The sequence below is a fragment of the Francisella opportunistica genome, from assembly GCF_003347135.1.
GTDB classification, from domain to species: Bacteria; Pseudomonadota; Gammaproteobacteria; order Francisellales; family Francisellaceae; genus Francisella; species Francisella opportunistica.
This window is the reverse complement of record NZ_CP022377.1, coordinates 1646605-1665831: the sequence shown is the minus strand read 5'-3', so window position 1 is coordinate 1665831 and position 19227 is coordinate 1646605. Positions and strand designations below refer to the sequence as shown.

Genomic DNA, 19227 nt, shown 5'->3' with positions numbered 1-19227 from the left:
TTGTTTTTATGAGTATAGCTACGCAAGAATTTGACGCTATTGTTATCGGTGCTGGTGGTGCAGGTTTAAGAGCTTCTTTCCAGTTATCACAGTCAGGTTTTAAAACTGCTGTTGTTTCTAAAGTTTTTCCAACAAGGTCACATACTGTTGCTGCTCAGGGTGGTATTGCTGCAGCACTTGGTAATATCAAATTTGAAGATGACCTGCCATCAGATGACTGGAGATGGCATATGTATGACACTGTTAAAGGTTCTGATTACATTGGTGACCAAGATGCTATCGAATACATGTGTGAACATGCACCTCAATCTATCATCGAGTTGGAGCATATGGGCATGCCTTTTTCGCGCCTAGAAAATGGCAAGATATATCAGCGTGCTTTTGGTGGTATGTCGAGAAATTATGATCCAGCTAATCAAGCTAAAAGAACATGTGCAGCATCTGATAGAACTGGCCATGCGCTTTTACATACACTTTATCAAGGTAATTTGGCACATAAGACTAATTTCTATACTGAGTGGTTTGCTGTTGATTTAGTCAAAGCAAACGATGGGAGCATTGCTGGTGTTATAGCTCTGTGTATTGAAACCGGAGAGACTGTTTTCTTAAAATCAAAAATTACAATACTTGCAACAGGTGGTGCAGGACGCATATATGAATCTAGTACTAATGCGTATATCAATACTGGTGACGGTATGGGTCTTGCGTTAAGAGCTGGTCTGCCGCTACAAGATATGGAGTTTTGGCAATTCCATCCAACTGGTATAGCTGGTGCTGGGGTGCTAGTTACAGAAGGTTGTCGTGGTGAGGGTGGTATTTTGCGTAACAAAGATGGCGAGAGGTTCATGGAAAGGTATGCGCCAAATGCTAAAGACCTCGCTTGTCGTGATGTTGTATCGCGTGCTTCGCAACAAGAAATTATGGAAGGACGTGGAGATACTTTTGCAGGTTCAAGCTGTGTATGGTTGGATTTGACTCATCTTGGTGAAGATGTTATTGATGAGAGATTGCCTACTGTTCGAGAGCTTGCTAGCACATTTGCAGGCATTGACCCTGTTGAGAAGCCAATTCCAGTGGTACCAACATGCCACTATCAAATGGGTGGGATTCCTACCAATAAGTTTGGCCAAGTAATTACTCAAGAGAATGGCCAGGATAAGATTATTGGTGGTTTATATGCCGTTGGTGAATGCGCTTCTGTGTCTGTACATGGAGCAAATAGACTGGGCAGTAACTCATTGTTGGATTTGGTTGTGTTTGGTAGAGCTGCGGGTATGCATGCTGAACGAAGCCTAAAAGAAGGCTTGGTGATCAAAAAAACTTCACAAGAGAATATTGAGAAAGCTACTGCTAGAATCAAAAAATGGGATACTTCAGAGCAGAGAGGTTGTAAAGAAAAAATTTCTGAATTAAGGAAAGAGCTGCAGCAAATAATGCAAAAATACTTCTCAGTATTTAGGCAAGAAAGTACGATGAAAGAGGGTCTTGATAAGTTGTTTAAACTTAGAGAGAGACTTGATAATGCTGTATTAGAGGATAACTCTAGAATCTTTAATATGATGAGAATTGAAGCACTAGAGCTAGATAACTTAATGCTAACAGCAGTTGCTACAGCAAAACTTGCTTTAGAGCGAAAGGAGTCTAGAGGAGCTCACTCTAGAGTTGATTATCCTGAAAGAGATGATAAGAATTGGATGAAGCATACGCTATACTTCCTAGATGGAGATAGAACATCATGGCGTGATGTGAATATGTCTCCTACTAAAGTAAAAGCTTTTCAACCAGCAGAACGTAAGTACTAATTACAAACAAGGATTTAATATAATGGAAGTAAGATTTAAAATTTATAGATATAATCCAGAAGTTGATAAAAAACCTTATTACGATGAGTATACGGTTGAGGTGGAAAATGAAGGTGTTAAGGTTTTAACAGCTCTTGAGCTAATTAAAGAGCAGGACCCTACACTAGCTTTAAGAAGGTCTTGCCGGGAAGGTGTTTGTGGTTCTGATGGTATGAATATCAATGGTAAGAATCGTTTGGCTTGTATTACTTCAGTTGGTGAGTTAAAACAGCCTATCAAAGTTAATCCTCTACCAGGTTTGCCTGTGATTAGAGATTTAATCGTTGATATGAAACAGTTTTATAGGAACTATGAGAAAGTTAAGCCATATCTTATCAATGATGATGAACCAGCTATTAAAGAAAGACTGCAATCACCAGAGGATAGAGCTAAGCTTGATGGTTTGTATGAGTGTATTTTATGTGCTTGTTGTACCTCATCATGCCCATCGTTCTGGTGGAATCCAGACAAATTTATAGGTCCTTCTGGTTTGCTACAAGCTTATAGATTTATTGCAGATTCAAGAGATACTGCTACAGAGCAAAGACTTGAAGATCTAAAAGATCCATTTAGTCTGTTTAGGTGTAGGACTATTATGAACTGTGTTTCTGTATGTCCAAAAGGACTTAACCCTACAGAAGCAATAGGTAAAATTAGATCAGCATTATTAAAGAAGAGTGTGTAAAAATTAAAACCTGATGTTTAGGTATTTATATGAAAAAAAAACAACCGGATTTTAGTCAATGGCTGGAGACTACCCAGTTCTTTGGAGGTAATCTAGAATATCTTGAGTCAATATATGACGACTATATAGCGGGCAACCATTACGAAATAGATCCTAAGTGGCTGTCCTTTTTTGATTCTATAGCAAGCTCAACTGATACAGTTCATCGAGACTTAGTCTATGAGTTTAAATATTTGGCTAAAAATAAAGCCAATACAACAACAGTTATCGGTGCTGAAGGTGATATCAACTTAAAAGCTAAAGCTCTAGTTAAAGCTTATCGTTCTTATGGTTATAAGTCAGCTAATATCGATCCACTTGGACTGACAAAGTATAAAAGAGACTCAGACTTAGAATTATCAGCACATGGATTAACTGAAAAAGATTTAACTGAGTTAGTTAATTTAGGAAGCTTTACTGATAATAAAGCAGTTCCTTTACAACAGGTTATCAATAAAGCCAAGGGAATTTATGAGTCTAATGTCGGCTATGAGTATAGATATATCGGTAACAAAGAAGAAAAGATTTGGCTTCAAGATAGAATAGAAAATATTACTGCTATTTCTGATGACAACAAAAAATGGATTTTACAGCAACTAGTAGCTGCTGAAGGTTTAGAGAAGTATCTTGCGTTAAGATATGTAGGTCAAAAAAGATTTGGTCTAGAAGGTGGGGAGTCGTTAATCCCGTCTTTACAACATATAGTTGAAAAATCTGTTTCTAAGCATTCAACCCGTTTTATTCAGTTGGGTATGGCACATAGGGGTCGTCTGAATGTATTAGTCAATGTGATGGGTAAAAATCCTAAAGATTTATTTGAAGAATTTGAAGGTAAACAGAGCGAAAAAAGCCTATCTGGTGATGTTAAGTATCATATGGGATATTCTAACTATAGAAGTGTCGATGGTAAAGAAGCTAAAATTGCATTAGCATTTAACCCGTCACATTTAGAAGCTGTTGACCCGGTTGTTGAAGGTGCTGCTAAAGCAATTCAAGACAAACTAAATGGCGATGTTTACAGTAAAGTTTTACCGATATTGATACATGGTGATTCAGCTTTTTGTGGTCAAGGTGTAGTAATGGAGACTTTTGGTTTCTCGCTTACAGAAGCATATGGTACAGGTGGTACAGTTCATCTTGTTGTAAACAACCAGGTTGGTTTCACTACAAGTAGTGCTTTTGGTATAAATAGAAGTAGTAATTATTCTACTGATGTGGCTAAAATGGTTGATGCACCGATATTTCATGTAAATGGTGATGATCCAGAAGCTGTGCTTAAAGTTACAGATATTGCTTTAGAATATCGTATGAAATTCAACAAAGATGTTGTTATTGATTTAGTATGTTACCGTAGAAATGGTCATAATGAGACTGATGAACCATCAGGAACACAGCCCCAGATGTATGAAGTGATTAAAAAACTTCCTTCAACATTGAAATTATATAGCGACAAGTTGATAAAAGAAGGTGTGGTTGATGCCGATTATTTTGTACGTATGAATGCTAATTATCGTAGCAAGCTAGATAATGGTAAGGTTACGATTGATATTCTTGATAGAAAGATAGTTAAAGATAAGCTAAATGTCTGTGATTGGCTTCCTTATCTTGGCAAGCAAGAATCAGATTATAATTATATGCCTATACCAGAAAAGACACTAAGAGAGTTAGCTCTAAAGATGAGTGAAGTCCCAGCTGAGATAGAAATGCAAATGCAAGTTAAAAAAGCTGTTACTGATAGAATCAAAATGGCTAATGGTGAACTTCCTCTAAATTGGGGATTTGCTGAATCACTTGCGTACGCTACATTACTTAAAGATGGGCATCAAGTAAGAATTTCTGGTGAAGATAGCGGTCGAGGAACTTTTTCACATCGTCATGCTGTAGTCAAAAATATGAATACTAAGTCACAGCTAAAAGAGTATGTGCCATTAAAACACATTAATGAAAATGCTAGATTTGATGTTATAGATTCGACTCTGTCAGAATATGGTGTATTAGGCTTTGAGTATGGATACAGCTGCTACAGTCCTGATGCTCTAGTTGTATGGGAAGCTCAATTTGGAGATTTTGTTAATACAGCACAAGTTGTAATTGATCAATTCCTTGTTGCAGCAGAAGAAAAATGGGGTATTCTATCAGGTTTAACTTTATTCTTACCTCACGGTCAAGAAGGTGCTGGAGCAGAACATTCATCTGCTAGATTAGAAAGGTTTTTAAGCTCTTGTGCTAATGATAACATGCAGGTTTGTACACCAACAACACCTGCACAAATTTACCATCTACTAAGACGTCAGGTTATTCGACCGCTTAGAAAGCCTTTGATTGTAATGACGCCTAAGAGTTTGTTAAGAAATCCTATGGCTGTGTCTTCATTACAAGAACTCGCTCACGGTAAATTTGAGGCAATAATTGATGATGCAAATGCCAAAGAAAATAAGGTTAAAAAACTTATACTATGTAATGGTAAGGTTTATTATGATCTTATGGCTAAGAAGCAAGATATTCATCAAGAAATAGCTGTAGTAAGGCTAGAGGAATTGTATCCTTTCCCACAACAACAACTTGCGCAAATATTTGCTAAATATAATAACGCAAATAAAGTAGTGTGGTTACAAGAAGAGCCTCAAAACAAAGGTGCTTGGTATAATATTAGACCTTTTATTGAGAAGTTGATAGGTAAAAACCAAGAGCTGCTATGTGTCGCAAGAGAGAGATCTTCAACCCCTGCAGTTGGATACCATGCTTTATATGTAAAACAACAAGAAGAAATTATTAACAGAGCTTTAGAAATATAAAATTAAATTATTACTAGGAGTAAAAGATGGTTGAATTAAAAGTACCTATGTTCCCAGAGTCTGTAGCAGATGGCACATTAGCTCAATGGAATAAAAGTGAAGGTGACTTTGTAAATGAGGGCGATATCTTAGCAGAGATTGAGACTGATAAAGTTGTCTTAGAAGTGCCTGCAACAGCTAGTGGTGTTTTAAAAGGAATAAAAAAACAGGCTGGTGATACAGTGCTTTCAGAAGAATCATTAGCGATTATTGATACAGCGGCTTCTACAACTGAACCTAAGCAACAAACTACTAATCAAGAAAATACTTCTCAAGCAACAGCTTCTGATCAAGAGATGGATGTTAAAGCTCCTGTATTCCCAGAATCTGTAGCAGATGGTACAGTTTCTGAGTGGCATAAGAAAGAGGGTGAAGCAGTTTCTGAAGGTGATATCTTAGCAGAGATTGAGACTGATAAAGTTGTTTTAGAGGTTCCAGCAACATCAAATGGGGTTTTAACAAAAATATTAAAGCCAGCTGGTGATACAGTACTATCTGCAGAGGTTATTGCTAAGATTACAACAGGAGCAGCTGCTCCTGCTGCAGCAAAGCCGGAAGCTGCAGTAGAAGCTTCTCAAACAAATAATGATCCACACCTAGTACCTTCAGCACGTAAGGCTTTTAATGCAAGTGGCTTAGATTCTGCTGTAAATATCGAAGGTACAGGTAAAAAAGGACGTATAACTTCTGAGGATGTGAAAAAAGCAGCTACATCAGTAAACAAACCTCAACAATTCACAGCACTGGTAAATCAAGGTGCTAGATATGAAAAAAGAGTTAAGATGACACGTCTACGCCAAACTATAGCGAATAGATTGGTTGAGGTTCAACATACTAATGCAATCTTAACTACTTTTAATGAAGTAGATATGAGTGCAGTTATGGAGCTTAGAAATAAATATAAGGATATGTTTGTCAAAGAACATGATACTAAGCTTGGTTTTATGTCTTTCTTTATCAAGGCAGCAACAGAAGCGCTTAAGAAATTCCCAGATGTAAATGCTTCTATTGATGGTGATGAGATTATTTATCATAATTACTTTGATATTGGTATTGCTGTAGGTACTGATAGGGGATTAGTAGTACCTGTATTGAGAGATACAGATACTAAATCTCTAGCTGAACTAGAAGCTGATGTTTTAGACAAAGCAATTAAGGGTCGTGATGGTAAGCTAGGTCTTGAAGATATGCAAGGTGGTACATTTACTATCACAAATGGCGGTACTTATGGTTCGATGTTGTCTACTCCTATTATTAATTCACCACAAAGCGCTATTTTAGGTATGCATAATATCGTTGAGCGTCCTGTAGTAGTTAAAGGTGAGATTAAGATACGTCCAATTATGTATTTAGCGCTATCTTATGACCATAGAATTATCGATGGTGGAACTTCAGTTAGATTCTTGAAGACGATCAAAGAATTAATCGAAGATCCAAATAGAATTCTTCTTCAAGTCTAGTTTTATTCTTTTAAAATTATCCTAAAGGTACTTTTCTATGAACTTAGATTTTATAAAAAGTAAGATCGCGGCTGTGCCTGGTTTTCCAAGACCAGGTATTATGTTTCGAGATATTACACCTTTACTTGCAGATCCACAAGGTCTCAGAAAAACTGCTGAGGCAATGGCACAAGAGCTAAAAAACAAAGGTATTGCCCCAACTGTTGTTGCTGGCACAGAAAGTAGAGGATTTATTTTTGGTGTTGCACTTGCTGAAGTATTAGGTCTAGGTTTTGTGCCAGTTAGAAAGCCTGGTAAACTGCCAAGAGAAACTTATAGTGTCAAATATGACTTAGAGTATGGTAGTGATAGCCTAGAAATACATAAAGATGCTTTTAAAGCTACAGATGAAGTATTGGTGGTTGATGATTTATTAGCAACTGGTGGTACTGCAAAAGCAACCGTACAGCTTATAGAAAAAACTCAAGCAAAGGTTGCAGGGCTTATATTTGTGATGGAACTTGATGGTTTAGGTGGTAGAGAAGTGCTTGCTGGATATAATGTTTCAGCATTGATAAAATTCTAGAGGTTAAATTATGGCAAAGTATTTTGGAACAGATGGTATCCGTGGTGAAGTTGCTAACTCAACAATAACAGCAGAGTTTACACAAAAATTAGGTAATGCGGTTGGCTCATTAATAAACCAAAAGAATTATCCAAAATTTGTGATTGTTGGTCAAGATATGCGTAGCTCAGGAGGGTTCTTAAAATTTGCTTTAGTTTCTGGTTTAAATGCTGCGGGAATTGATGTACTAGACTTAGGGGTCGTGCCAACTCCCGTAGTAGCATTTATGACCGTTAAGCATCAAGCTGCTGCTGGATTTGTAATTACAGCATCGCACAATAAATTTACTGATAATGGTATTAAATTATTTTCTTCTAATGGTTTTAAGCTAGATGATGCTTTAGAAGAAGAGGTTGAAGCTAAAATTGATAGTGATTTTGTTTATCAGCCACAATTCAAGTTTGGTAACTATAAGATATTAGCAAACGCTATAAACGAGTATATCGAGAGCATTTATAGCCGTTTTGGCAATCTAGTCAATTATAAAGGTAAAGTTGTTATTGATTGTGCTCATGGAGCAGCATCACATAATTTTGAGGCTTTGCTCGATAGATTTGGTATAGACTATATCTCTATAGCATCTAATCCTGATGGTTTAAATATAAATGTTGAGTGCGGTGCTACTTGCATTTCAAATATTAAAAAAGCTGTTAAAGAGCATAATGCTGATTTAGGTATTTCTCTGGACGGTGATGCAGATAGAATAATTATTGTTGATGAGAATGGTCAAGAAATTGATGGTGATGGAATACTAAATATTCTCGCTCAATATAGTGATATTTGTGGCGGTACTAAAGGTATTGTTGGCACACAAATGACAAATATGAGTTATGAGAATCACTATAAAGCTAACAATATTCCATTTATTCGTTCAAAAGTTGGTGATAGATATGTCTTAGAAGATTTAGTCAAGTATGGTTATAAAATTGGTGGCGAATCATCAGGGCATGTTATCAATCTAAACTTTGGTACTACTGGTGATGGTTTGTTTACAGCAATACAGCTATTGGCTGTTTTTTCCCAAGCTGATAAACCTGTATCTGAATTTAAACTGCAGGGTGAGTTAATGCAACAAGCATTAATCAATGTTCCGCTGAATAAGAAAGTAACATCTCAAGATTTAGAGAAGGTTGCTGGCGATGTTAATGATGTTGAGAGGCGCTTAGGTAACAGAGGAAGGGTTTTATTAAGGCCATCAGGTACTGAACCTGTTTTAAGGGTCATGGTTGAAGCAGATGATAAGAATCTTGCTACAAACGAAGCTGAGTATTTGGTTGGAAAGGTAAAACAAAAATTGGTGTAGATATGCAAAAATTAATAATGGGTAATTGGAAAATGAATGGCAGCTCTACAAGCATAAAAGAGCTTTGTGGCGGTATTTCACAAGCGAAGTATGATAGTTCAAAAGTAGCTGTTGCTGTTTTCCCATCAAGTGTTTATGTTAAAGAGGTAATTTCACAACTTCCAGAGAAAGTAGGTGTTGGTTTACAAAATATTACTTTTTATGATGATGGAGCATATACTGGCGAAATATCCGCTAGTATGTTACTTGATATCGGTTGTAACTATTTGCTGATTGGTCATTCTGAAAGAAGATCTTTATTTGCTGAATCAGATGTAGATGTTTTTAAAAAGCTTAACAAGGTCATAGACACTGCTATAACACCAGTAGTGTGTATAGGAGAATCTTTAGATGATAGACAAAGCGGCAGACTGGAAGAAGTTTTAGCAACACAACTAAGCTTAATCTTGGAGAATTTGTCTGCTGAGCAGTTAGCAAAAATAGTAATTGCATATGAGCCTGTGTGGGCAATAGGTACAGGGGTTGTGGCATCATTAGAGCAAATCCAAAAAACACATCAATTTATTCGTTTATTGCTAGCTAAAGTTGATGAAATGCTTGCTAAAAATATAAAAATAGTGTATGGTGGTAGCCTAAAAGCTGAAAATGCGAAAGATATATTAAGCTTGCCAGATGTTGATGGTGGTTTAATTGGTGGAGCATCTTTGAAAGCCACTGAGTTTAACGAAATAATAAATCAAGCAAACAAGATATGTACGGAATAATTTTAACTATTGATATTATCGCAGCTATTGCGATTGTAGTACTAGTGTTGCTACAGCAAGGTAAAGGCGCTAATATGGGTGTTTCCTTTGGTGCGGGTGCTTCAAATACTGTTTTTGGTAGTAAAGGAGCAGCTTCATTCTTATTTAAGATAACGGTATTTTTTACGGCAGTATTCTTTGTGTGTTGTCTTACTTTAGGGTACTTAGGTAAAAGCCAAGCGACAACAGCAAACACAAGTATCGCTAGTACTGATAGCTCAATTGCTAGTCAGTATGATCAGTACCAAAAAGAAGTTTCTCAAGCTGTTACAAACTCAAAAACAGCTTCTAAATAAGTTCTATTGCACTGGTGGTGGAATTGGTAGACACGCCATCTTGAGGGGGTGGTGTCCGTAGGACGTGCGAGTTCGAGCCTCGCTCAGTGCACCAAACTATTATAATGTTTCAAATATATTTTTTTGTTGATATTATAATTATAACGTATTAATTTTTTTCTATTCAAATTACATGAGTAACCTTATTAAAGAAGTCGTTGATAAAAATGTTATTGAAGGAACTAGGTATTTTATATCTTTGGTTGAATTAGGTTCATATACTGCTGTCAAGAATCTTTATTCTGTAGAGATAAATACAGTTAGAAGTAAGCTAGAGCTCTTAGAAAATTATTTAGGAGTTAAGCTAACACAACCAAATAGTAATAAAATAGAGATAACAAGAGATGGTAAAAAATATTATGCATCTTGTCATAGGCTATACACAGATTTAGAGAACAGTATCCTTACTAGCAAATATAAAGGCATAGATAATGGGCGTGTTGAAAACTAGCCATATATAGAATAATATTTGTTAAAATATAGTTATATTAATTTTCATATGCTTATCTGATGAATCAACTAGAGATGATAAGTCTTAATGACTTAGTACCGAGAAATCATATATATCGTAAGTTTGTATCGATTTGGAATTTTAAAAATGTTGCTAAGAAATTAAAGAAGTTTGAAAAAGATAACCCTTATAAAGGTTATGGAATGCTACGTTTATTTAAATGTTTACTATTACAATTTATGGAAGATCTTAGCGATAGAGAATTAGAGAAATATCTACAAGAGAATAACGCAGCAAAATGGTTTTGTGAATTTACATTATTAGAAAAAACTCCCGATCATAGTGTATTTTGTAAATTTAGAAAGAATATAGGTACTCGTTTTATATCGGAAATTTTTAATGATTTAAGAAAGCAATTAAAACAACAAGGATTTATCAATGAAGTCTTTAGTTTTGTTGATGCTAGTCACTTAATAGCTAAAGCTAATCTTTGGAAAGAAAGAGATAAAGCTATCAAAGAGAAATATGAAAAGTTAAATAATGAAATACTTCCTAAAGTAGCTATAGATAAGCAAGCACGTATAGGCTGTAAAGGTAAAGATAAATTTTGGTATGGTTATAAGAAACATACTAGTGTAGATATGCAGAGTGGACTGATTAATAAAGTAGCTGTGACACCTGCCAATGTTACAGACGCAAAGGGTATAAAATATGTTTGCCCTGATGGTGGTGCGATTTATGCTGATAAGGGATACTGTACAAAATATGCTAACAAAACTGCCAGGGATAACTGTTGTGACCTTAAAGCTATAAAGAAGAATAATATGCTTGGTAAAAATCATGATCAAGACAGTTGGTTTAGTGCTATACGTTCACCTTATGAAAGAGTGTTTGCTCATCAGGATAAACGTGTTAGATATAGAGGAGTTTCAAAAAATCACTTTGCTGAACTGATGAAATCTATTTGCTTCAATCTTAAGCGACTTGTAGTGCTTGACCCACTCAATTTGTGCTTGAACTAGGATACGTGTATCCAAATATCAGAAATATTAATAAAACATAAAGAAAAACTTTAGAATAGTGGCCTAAGATGCACAGCGTTAAAGAATTAAGCTTTAAACACACAAATTGGGTAAGCTTTCAACAGCCCCATAATCTTAAATATATTAGAATTTTTGGAACACGAGCGTTTATTGACTTTATCTCTCCAAAAATACATCAGGTTGATGAAAGTGGTAAATATACTTTTACATTTGATAGTTATTTTTTATATCAGGCGAATAATTATTTTTATCAGTTAAGCAACTATGATGTTGCAATAGTGACATCAAAAGACTTAGAGAAAATAGATCAAGATCGCTGGATTGTTGCTGCGACTATTGATGGAACAAGAATACCTTCAAAGATTTATGTTAACAAAGATATTTATATTGAATATAACCTAAAAAATGAGCCAAAAAATATATTTAATGTACCTTTTATAATTCGTAGAGATAGTAGTGACTACAACTTAACTATCAATATTGATGATAAGCAACTGACTCCTATATTAAAACATATAAGATACATCGTTGAAGATGATATTCACAAAGCTAAGCTTATTGAAAATGGTTTAGGTGCAGGATGTTTAGTTAATGGATATGAGCATATATTGAACCTAAATATCATTCCATTAGAGGGGGTTGCAGCGGAAACTCTTCTTTACCAGCGGACAGTTATAGTTTCAAAACATTTAGAAAATAAAACTAAATTAGTTAAATTTTTCCGAGAGCAAGCAGATGAATATATAAATACTGCTCTAGGTAAATAACTAACATATTACTACCGCTAAAGTATAATTGATGTTAGTATAACCACATGTTAGATTAATTAAGTGGGTTAGTTTTATATTTATTTTGGAGATTAAATATGAATAAAATAGCTACGTTAATTTCAGGACTTGCCCTAGCAGTAACTGTATTATCATCTAATGCATTTGCTGGTGATATTCCAAACTCGACAGCGCTACCATTAGCTAAAATTGTTAGTAATATCTACTCTCAAGGTTATAGTGGTATTAACAAAGTTGAATATGATGATGGTGTATACAAGGCAATAGTGATTAATAAAAATGGGCAAGAACAATATTTGTATATTGATCCTGATACAGCAGCAGTACCTGCACCAAAGCAAGCCGCTAAAGAGATTAATATGAGTCAGGCTATAGCAGCTATTCCTCAAGTTAGATGTAAGACTATTACAAGTGTAGAGAATTATAATGGCGCATATAAAGTAGAGTGTTTAGATAGTAATAATCATGAAGTTAAAGTTTTGGTCGATGCAGTTAGTGGTAAAATTTCACAAATAAGCTATGATGATTAGCTAAAAAGATTGATACAATCATTTAGAAACAAATAGCCTTTAATTGTTGATTTAACCTGATTATCCTTTAACATTAAAAAACCCTGGTCAATACCTAGTTGTATCTGCTTGCTAATAGTATCTCTTGATAATAAAGTTTGTTGTTCAAAGCTTCTAAGACTAAAACCGTTTTTTAATCTTAGGGCATTAAGCATAAATTCATATATAATTTCATTACTGGTAACTATGTTTGAGTCTTTGATAAATTTAACAGTTTGAGTATATATCTTAGGGTGTTTATGTTTCCAAACTCTTTTGATTTGTTTAGTTTCAAGATTAGTAATTTTACTGTGTGCTCCTGCACCTATACCTATATAATCGCCAAACATCCAGTAATTAGAATTATGAATAGATCTTAGAGTATTTTGAGCAAAAGCGGAAACTTCATATTGCTTAAAACCTGCGTGTGCTAGAGCCTCTTTGCCAGCTATTTCAATGCTCTCGAGAATTTCTTCAGCAGGGAGTTTTGGTGGTTTTGCTGCAAATAAGGTATTAGGCTCAATAGTAAGTTGATACCAGGAAATATGCGTTGGTTGCATTGCTATAGCTTGAGTTATATCAAAATACCCATCATCAAAGCTCTGATTTGGAAGCCCATGCATTATATCAATATTAAAATTTGAGATTTTTGAATTTTTGATTTCATCAATAGTTGTGTAGACATTTTCACAATTATGAATTCTACCCAAAATTCTTAGTTTATCATCTTGAAAACTTTGCACCCCAAGAGATATTCTATTAATACCAATATTTTGATAACTTAGTATTGTACCTCTCTCTACAGTTCCTGGATTCATTTCTAAAGTTATTTCGCAGTTAGTACTAATTTTTGCATTTTTAGTGATATATTGTAAAACCTTATCGAGATACTCAGCTTTAAAAAGCGAAGGAGTGCCTCCCCCAATGAAAATACTTATAATTTCTCTAGCTTGTAAATCATCAAGATGAGTGTCAAAATCAGCGATAAGTTTTTGATAATACTGTGCTGAAAGATAGCTATCATCTCTTATCGGATGAGAATTAAAATCACAGTATGGACATTTACGCACACACCAAGGAAAATGGATATAAATTCCAATTTGTTTGTTTATTTCAAACATTTTATGCCTTAAAGATTAAAAATTTACTTACAACAAAAGTATATATGGCAACTAGTCCCATAGTGATAAATAAAGCTAATAGGTATTGTATTTTTAGTATATGTAATAACACATAATAAATTGATTCATTTAGGCCAAGGCCTATCATAACATTTATAAAAAATTGTGTAGCAGCTTTTTTATGGGACTGAGTAGTTGTCGAAAATGTCAGAAACCGATGTCCAAAATAGCTAACATTAAATGCAATTAAAAAAGCAAAAAAGTTTGCAACTAATGGTCTGAAAATATCTAATTCAACAAGGACCCAAACGATAATAAAGTTAGTTATTGAAGCTAAGACGCCGACAATAATAAATAAAGAAAGTTGTTTTTTTAACATTGTTTATGGAGTTTTATTGCCGTTGTTTATATTATAACTGTTAAAGAGAGATTTATAAGGAAAAGTTAAGTGGAAATAATCAAATATCAACTAGGAATTGTTGAGAACTTGCCATCGTCAGCTGTATATATGATGTTTAATATTAAAAAAAATACTGATATTAAGTTTGGTCTAAAAATTTTGCAAAGATTTGTCGATGGTAAAAGTGTAGTTGCTGGCTTTGGCAATAATCTTCTTAAGATGTTTAAAATACCGGGTAATGAAAATTTTAAAAGAACTAAATTTAATAATCCAAGAATGTGCGATGATGATGGTTATGATTTGGTTCTTTGGTTAAGAGATGATGATAGAGGAGAATTATTTCACAAGGCAATAGCTATTAAAAAAGCTCTTGGAGATTATTTTGATAACGAAAAAGTCATTTCAAGCTATACGTACCGTGGTAAGTATGATTTATCAGGCTTCGAGGATGGTATTGAGAACCCTAAAGGTGTAGAAGTTGTGTCAGCTTCTATAGTACTTGAAGGTGAATTAGAGGGTTCTAGTTTTTGGGTACTGCAGCAGTGGCTTCATGACTTTGATTGGTTAAATAGTGCTAGTCAATCAGCAAAAGAAGAGTGTGTCGGTAGATCTTTGGATGATTCGCACCAGTTTGAGAATTTAAAAGACTTTGCACATATAAGAAGATCAGCAAAAGAAAATTTTGAACCAGAAGCACAAATCTTAAGAAAATCGATGCCATGGTCAGACGATCAATTAAATGGTGGTTTTATGTTTTCAGGATTTGCGCCATCTTTTAGATCTTTTAATTTACAAATGGGTAATATGCTTGGCGGCAGTGATGGCATTATCGATGGTGTCTTTAAATTTTCTAAAATTATCGAAACTAACTATTTATGGTGTCCACCGTTTAAGAAAGGTAAGCTTGACATTTCTCTACTAAGTTAGAACAAGCTACTTGAAATTCTATATTTTATATACAAATAGCCATTAACAGGTTAAAATATATGCGTGTTTTGCAAAAATTAATTAGTATCTACGGAGGTTAGAGCATGTCTGATATTAAAAATATCACTAAGCTGCAAATAGAGAATAAAGGAAAGAAGTATACTCTATATAGCTTAAAGAAACTTTCACAAGAGCTTGATAAAGATGTTACGCGTCTTCCTTATTCGATCAGGGTATTACTTGAAAACCAGCTTAGAAATATAGATGGTTATAAAGTAAAAGAAGATGATATGCACAAAGTTTTAGAATGGGATGCTAAAGCTAGTTCAAGAACTGAGATTCCACATATGCCTGCTAGGGTTGTGATGCAAGATTTCACAGGTGTTCCAGCAGTAGTTGATTTAGCTGCGATGAGAAAGGCGATCAAAGATGCTGGTGGTGATGCAGATAAAATTAATCCTCTTGTAGATACAGCTATGGTAATTGACCACTCAGTACAGGTCGATTTCTATGGAACAAAAACTGCTTTAGCTCAAAACGTAGCTAAGGAATTCGAAAGAAACGGTGAGAGATACAGCTTACTTAAGTGGGCACAAAAAGCATTTGATGATTTCATAGTTGTACCACCTGGAATGGGGATTATCCATCAAGTTAATTTAGAGTACCTTGCAAAAGGTGCTTTAGTTAAAAACATCAATGGTGAAGATATAATTTACCCAGATACTCTAGTAGGTACAGACTCGCATACTACTATGATCAATGGTGTTGGTGTAGTAGGCTGGGGTGTAGGTGGTATTGAAGCTGAAGCTGTAATGCTTGGTCAACCATATTACATGGTTTTACCTGATGTTGTTGGTGTGAAGCTTACTGGTAAATTAAAAACTGGTGTAACAGCTACTGATCTTGTACTTAAGATTACAGAAGTACTTAGAAAGCATGGTGTTGTTGGTAAGTTTGTAGAGTACTATGGCGAAGGTTTAGAAAGCTTATCTTTACCAGATAGAGCAACTATAGCAAATATGGCTCCAGAATATGGTGCAACTATTGGTTTTTTCCCGGTTGATGAATTAACTTTAGAGTTCTTTAACAACACTAATCGTAATGAGCTTGTAGACGCTGCGCGTGAAATGTATAAAGAGCAGTTATTATTTAGAGAAAATCCTGCAGAAGAGCCAGAATATTCTAGTATAGTAGAAATAGATCTAACGGAAGTTGAATCTAATCTTGCAGGTCCTAAGCGTCCACAAGATAGGGTAGCATTCCATGATATGAAAAAAGCTTTTGCAGAAGCTTTGGTACATGAGCAAGGATTACATGGTTTTGGCTTAACTCAAGAGCAATTACAAAATTCAGCTGAAGTAAAAGGTCTTGGTGAAAGAATTACTCACGGCTCACTTGCTATTGCTGCAATTACCTCTTGTACAAATACTTCTAACCCATCACTACTTTTAGGTGCTGGTTTATTAGCTAAGAAAGCAAATGCAAAAGGACTTAAGGTTAAACCTTATGTTAAAACATCTTTAGCTCCTGGATCTCAAGTCGTGACTCAATATCTTGAGAAGGCTAATTTGTTACCAGAGCTTGAGAACTTAGGTTTTAACCTAGTTGGTTATGGTTGTACTACTTGTATTGGTAACTCTGGTCCTCTTGATGAGCCTGTGGTTGAAGCTATTAATGAAGCTGACCTTGTGGTTGCTTCTGTAAGTTCAGGTAACCGTAACTTTGAAGGTCGTATTAATCCTCATGTTAAGGCTAATTACCTTGCATCGCCAATCCATGTAGTTGCTTATGCATTAGCTGGGACTGTTGATTTTGATCCAGTTGAAGATGCTATCGGTAAAGATGCAGAGGATAATGATGTTTACCTTGCAGATATTTGGCCAACCACAGAAGAGATTGCTGCTATACAAGCTGATGTGGTTAACTCAGACATGTTTAAAAAAGCTTATGCAACAGTTCTTGATGGTACTGAAGACTGGCAAAAACTTAAAGCTCCAGAAGGTAAGCTTTACGAGTTTGATGAATCTTCTACTTATATCCAATGCCCTAACTTCTTTGAGAAGTTTGCAGAGGGTAATGATGATTTAGATATCAAAGGCGCTAGAACTCTTCTAATGTTAGGTGATTCTGTAACTACAGACCATATTTCGCCTGCTGGCGCTATTCCAGAAGAGTATCCTGCTGGACAATATCTAAAATCTCATGGTGTTGAGAAGAAAGATTTTAACTCTTATGGCTCTCGTCGTGGCAACCATGAAGTTATGATGAGAGGTACTTTTGCTAATATCCGTATCCGTAACTTACTTTTAGATAATGTTGAGGGTGGCTTTACTAAGTATTATCTTGATGGTTCTCAACAGTATGTATTTGATGCTGCTATGAAATACAAAGAAAAAGGTATTCCATTAGTTATATTAGCGGGTAAAGAGTATGGTACAGGTTCGTCGCGTGACTGGGCAGCTAAGGGTACTTTCCTACTTGGCGTCAAAGCAGTTATTGCAGAGAGCTATGAAAGAATTCATAGGTCTAACCTGGTTGGTATGGGTGTATTACCGCTTGAATATGTTGATGGTCAGAATGCTAAGACTTTAGGTTTAGATGGTTCGGAAATGTTCAATATTAAGAACCTAAATAACATTAAGCCGCGTCAGAGAGTAGTTGTAGAAGCTGTTCATCCAGGTACTGCTCATATAACAACATTTGAGGCTTTAGCTCGCCTGGATGCTGATGTTGATGTCGATTACTTAAAGAATGGTGGTATCTTACAAACTGTTCTTAAAGTCATTATGGGGGATAAAAAAGAGTCTAAGGCTGCCGAATCATCAACTACTAGTAGTTGTGGTAGTACAGATGCTTCATCTGAGACATCTTGCCCATTTGCAAAAATCGCTAATTTCTTTAAGAAACTATTTAAATAATCAATCTCTAAAATTTCTTTAATTGACTATTTTTTTTATCGTTTAATAGCGATAAAGTTTTACTATCACAATTAATTTAAGTTTTATTCTTGATATGATAAGAAAATTATTAACTCTTTGTGTTCAAAAAAAAGCATCTGATTTGCATCTATCCTCTGGTTGTAAGTCTAAATATAGGATAGATGGCGATTTAATTGATATTGAATCATCACCTGTACTGAACGATAAGATGATTTCACAGATGCTTTTAGAAATCATGACAGATGATCAAAAAGATGAGCTGATAGAAACATACGAATGTGATTTCTCGATAGATGATAGGGATAATGATGCAAGATTTAGGGTAAATGCTTTTTTTCATAATCGTGGTTACGGTGCAGTATTTCGTCGCTTGGAAAATACTATACCAACCTTAGACCAGTTTGGTGCACCAAGAATTCTCAAGGATGTGCAAGCTAAAAAGGGCGGTTTGATCCTAGTGACAGGGCCTACAGGTTCTGGTAAGAGTAGTACATTGGCGGCATTAGTTAATGAGATTAATCAAAAAGAGGATTCACATATTTTGACTATTGAAGACCCTGTAGAATTTGTCCATACAAGTCAAAGATCATTGGTTAACCAACGTGAGGTTAAGAGGGATACAAAAAGTTTTAATGCGGCTCTAAAATCAGCACTAAGGGAGGATCCTGATTGTATTCTTGTTGGTGAAATGCGTGATTTAGAAACTATTAGATTAGCGCTAGAAGCAGCTGAAACAGGTCACTTAGTTCTAGGGACATTACATACAATGTCAGCTATAAAAACCGTCGATAGGGTTATATCTGTATTTCCACCTGCTGAGCAAGAGCTTGTGCGTAATATGTTAGCTGAGTCATTACAAATTGTTATATCACAGCGCTTACTGAAACGTAAGGGTGGTGGTCGTGTAGCAGCATATGAAGTTCTTATCTCAAATACTGGTATTAGAAATATGATTAAAGAAAACAAACTCTCGCAGATATATACAGCACTACAAACTGGTACAGCCAAAGGAATGGCAACAATGGAGCAGAGTATTGAGAACCTTCTTAAAGCTGGAACAATTACACCAGAAGAAGCAGCTAAATATATAGTTATCAGATAAAAGC

General features: G+C 35.2%; 16 protein-coding genes, 1 tRNA gene and 1 pseudogene. 16 read left to right on the top strand and 2 right to left on the bottom strand.

Features of this window, described 5'->3' with window-relative positions; genetic code table 11:
* Positions 1–8 precede the first annotated feature (8 nt).
* From sdhA to CGC45_RS08100, 13 genes and pseudogenes are all read left to right on the top strand, one after another.
* Positions 9–1802, top strand: a complete 1794-nt coding sequence (gene sdhA, locus CGC45_RS08165; RefSeq protein ID WP_071629795.1) for a succinate dehydrogenase flavoprotein subunit — start codon at positions 9–11, stop codon at positions 1800–1802.
* Positions 1803–1824: 22 nt separating this feature from the next.
* Positions 1825–2526, top strand: a complete 702-nt coding sequence (locus tag CGC45_RS08160) for a succinate dehydrogenase iron-sulfur subunit (RefSeq protein WP_071629794.1) — start codon at positions 1825–1827, stop codon at positions 2524–2526.
* Positions 2527–2555: 29 nt separating this feature from the next.
* A complete protein-coding gene (locus CGC45_RS08155; RefSeq protein ID WP_071629793.1) occupies positions 2556–5360 on the top strand; it encodes a 2-oxoglutarate dehydrogenase E1 component in 2805 nt (934 codons plus the stop codon).
* A 26-nt stretch (positions 5361–5386) separates the two neighbouring features.
* A complete protein-coding gene (gene odhB, locus CGC45_RS08150; protein WP_071629792.1) occupies positions 5387–6859 on the top strand; it encodes a 2-oxoglutarate dehydrogenase complex dihydrolipoyllysine-residue succinyltransferase in 1473 nt (490 codons plus the stop codon).
* A gap of 37 nt (positions 6860–6896) precedes the next feature.
* Positions 6897–7424 carry an adenine phosphoribosyltransferase gene (locus tag CGC45_RS08145; RefSeq protein WP_071629791.1) on the top strand — a complete coding sequence of 176 codons (528 nt, stop codon included), beginning with the start codon at positions 6897–6899 and terminating at the stop codon, positions 7422–7424.
* Positions 7425–7434: 10 nt separating this feature from the next.
* Positions 7435–8766 carry a phosphoglucosamine mutase gene (glmM, locus tag CGC45_RS08140; RefSeq protein WP_071629790.1) on the top strand — a complete coding sequence of 444 codons (1332 nt, stop codon included), beginning with the start codon at positions 7435–7437 and terminating at the stop codon, positions 8764–8766.
* A gap of 2 nt (positions 8767–8768) precedes the next feature.
* Positions 8769–9530: a triose-phosphate isomerase gene (tpiA, locus tag CGC45_RS08135; protein WP_071629789.1), complete on the top strand. Its 762-nt coding sequence runs from the start codon at positions 8769–8771 to the stop codon at positions 9528–9530.
* Complete coding sequence (gene secG / locus CGC45_RS08130) at positions 9518–9865, top strand: preprotein translocase subunit SecG (protein ID WP_071629788.1); 348 nt, start codon at positions 9518–9520, stop codon at positions 9863–9865. The genes tpiA and secG overlap by 13 nt, the downstream gene beginning before the upstream one ends.
* An 8-nt stretch (positions 9866–9873) precedes the next feature.
* Positions 9874–9959 (top strand) — tRNA-Leu (locus CGC45_RS08125).
* Positions 9960–10037: 78 nt separating this feature from the next.
* A pseudogene (locus tag CGC45_RS08120) lies at positions 10038–10337 on the top strand (LysR family transcriptional regulator); the annotation flags it as partial.
* A gap of 77 nt (positions 10338–10414) precedes the next feature.
* Positions 10415–11377: a transposase gene (locus tag CGC45_RS08115; protein ID WP_071628504.1), complete on the top strand. Its 963-nt coding sequence runs from the start codon at positions 10415–10417 to the stop codon at positions 11375–11377.
* Positions 11378–11445: 68 nt separating this feature from the next.
* A complete protein-coding gene (locus tag CGC45_RS09395) occupies positions 11446–12165 on the top strand; it encodes a hypothetical protein (protein ID WP_257211278.1) in 720 nt (239 codons plus the stop codon).
* Between the two features lie 98 nt (positions 12166–12263).
* Entirely contained in the window at positions 12264–12716 is a 453-nt protein-coding gene (locus CGC45_RS08100; RefSeq protein ID WP_071629786.1) for a PepSY domain-containing protein, read from the top strand.
* Here CGC45_RS08100 and hemW read toward each other — a convergent pair.
* The gene (hemW, locus tag CGC45_RS08095) at positions 12713–13855 is read right to left on the bottom strand and encodes a radical SAM family heme chaperone HemW (protein ID WP_071629785.1); all 1143 of its coding nucleotides are present in this window, start codon (positions 13853–13855) and stop codon (positions 12713–12715) included. The genes CGC45_RS08100 and hemW overlap by 4 nt on opposite strands.
* Position 13856: 1 nt before the next feature.
* Positions 13857–14234 carry a GtrA family protein gene (locus CGC45_RS08090; RefSeq protein ID WP_071629784.1) on the bottom strand — a complete coding sequence of 126 codons (378 nt, stop codon included), beginning with the start codon at positions 14232–14234 and terminating at the stop codon, positions 13857–13859.
* Between the two features lie 69 nt (positions 14235–14303).
* On the opposite strand from CGC45_RS08090, the gene CGC45_RS08085 reads away from it, so the two are divergent.
* The 3 genes from CGC45_RS08085 (at position 14304) to CGC45_RS08075 (ending at position 19223) form a co-directional block, all read left to right on the top strand.
* On the top strand, positions 14304–15182 hold the full coding sequence (locus tag CGC45_RS08085) for a Dyp-type peroxidase (protein ID WP_071629783.1): 879 nt from the start codon (positions 14304–14306) through the stop codon (positions 15180–15182).
* A gap of 104 nt (positions 15183–15286) precedes the next feature.
* Entirely contained in the window at positions 15287–18100 is a 2814-nt protein-coding gene (acnA, locus tag CGC45_RS08080; protein ID WP_071629782.1) for an aconitate hydratase AcnA, read from the top strand.
* 94 nt (positions 18101–18194) lie between these two features.
* Positions 18195–19223, top strand: coding sequence for a type IV pilus twitching motility protein PilT (locus CGC45_RS08075; RefSeq protein WP_071629781.1), 1029 nt, complete (start codon positions 18195–18197; stop codon positions 19221–19223).
* The last annotated feature ends 4 nt before the right edge of the window (positions 19224–19227 follow it).

Excerpts from the sequence above, each read along its gene's own strand:
- sdhA (WP_071629795.1), top strand. The coding sequence starts at position 9 with ATGAGTATAGCTACGCAAGAATTTGACGCTATTGTTATCGGTGCTGGT.
- CGC45_RS08075 (WP_071629781.1), top strand. The coding sequence starts at position 18,195 with ATGATAAGAAAATTATTAACTCTTTGTGTTCAAAAAAAAGCATCTGAT.
- CGC45_RS08155 (WP_071629793.1), top strand. The coding sequence starts at position 2,556 with ATGAAAAAAAAACAACCGGATTTTAGTCAATGGCTGGAGACTACCCAG.
- CGC45_RS08145 (WP_071629791.1), top strand. The coding sequence starts at position 6,897 with ATGAACTTAGATTTTATAAAAAGTAAGATCGCGGCTGTGCCTGGTTTT.
- secG (WP_071629788.1), top strand. The coding sequence starts at position 9,518 with ATGTACGGAATAATTTTAACTATTGATATTATCGCAGCTATTGCGATT.
- tpiA (WP_071629789.1), top strand. The coding sequence starts at position 8,769 with ATGCAAAAATTAATAATGGGTAATTGGAAAATGAATGGCAGCTCTACA.
- odhB (WP_071629792.1), top strand. The coding sequence starts at position 5,387 with ATGGTTGAATTAAAAGTACCTATGTTCCCAGAGTCTGTAGCAGATGGC.
- glmM (WP_071629790.1), top strand. The coding sequence starts at position 7,435 with ATGGCAAAGTATTTTGGAACAGATGGTATCCGTGGTGAAGTTGCTAAC.
- CGC45_RS08090 (WP_071629784.1), bottom strand. The coding sequence starts at position 14,234 with ATGTTAAAAAAACAACTTTCTTTATTTATTATTGTCGGCGTCTTAGCT.
- CGC45_RS09395 (WP_257211278.1), top strand. The coding sequence starts at position 11,446 with ATGCACAGCGTTAAAGAATTAAGCTTTAAACACACAAATTGGGTAAGC.
- CGC45_RS08160 (WP_071629794.1), top strand. The coding sequence starts at position 1,825 with ATGGAAGTAAGATTTAAAATTTATAGATATAATCCAGAAGTTGATAAA.
- CGC45_RS08100 (WP_071629786.1), top strand. The coding sequence starts at position 12,264 with ATGAATAAAATAGCTACGTTAATTTCAGGACTTGCCCTAGCAGTAACT.
- hemW (WP_071629785.1), bottom strand. The coding sequence starts at position 13,855 with ATGTTTGAAATAAACAAACAAATTGGAATTTATATCCATTTTCCTTGG.
- acnA (WP_071629782.1), top strand. The coding sequence starts at position 15,287 with ATGTCTGATATTAAAAATATCACTAAGCTGCAAATAGAGAATAAAGGA.
- CGC45_RS08115 (WP_071628504.1), top strand. The coding sequence starts at position 10,415 with ATGAATCAACTAGAGATGATAAGTCTTAATGACTTAGTACCGAGAAAT.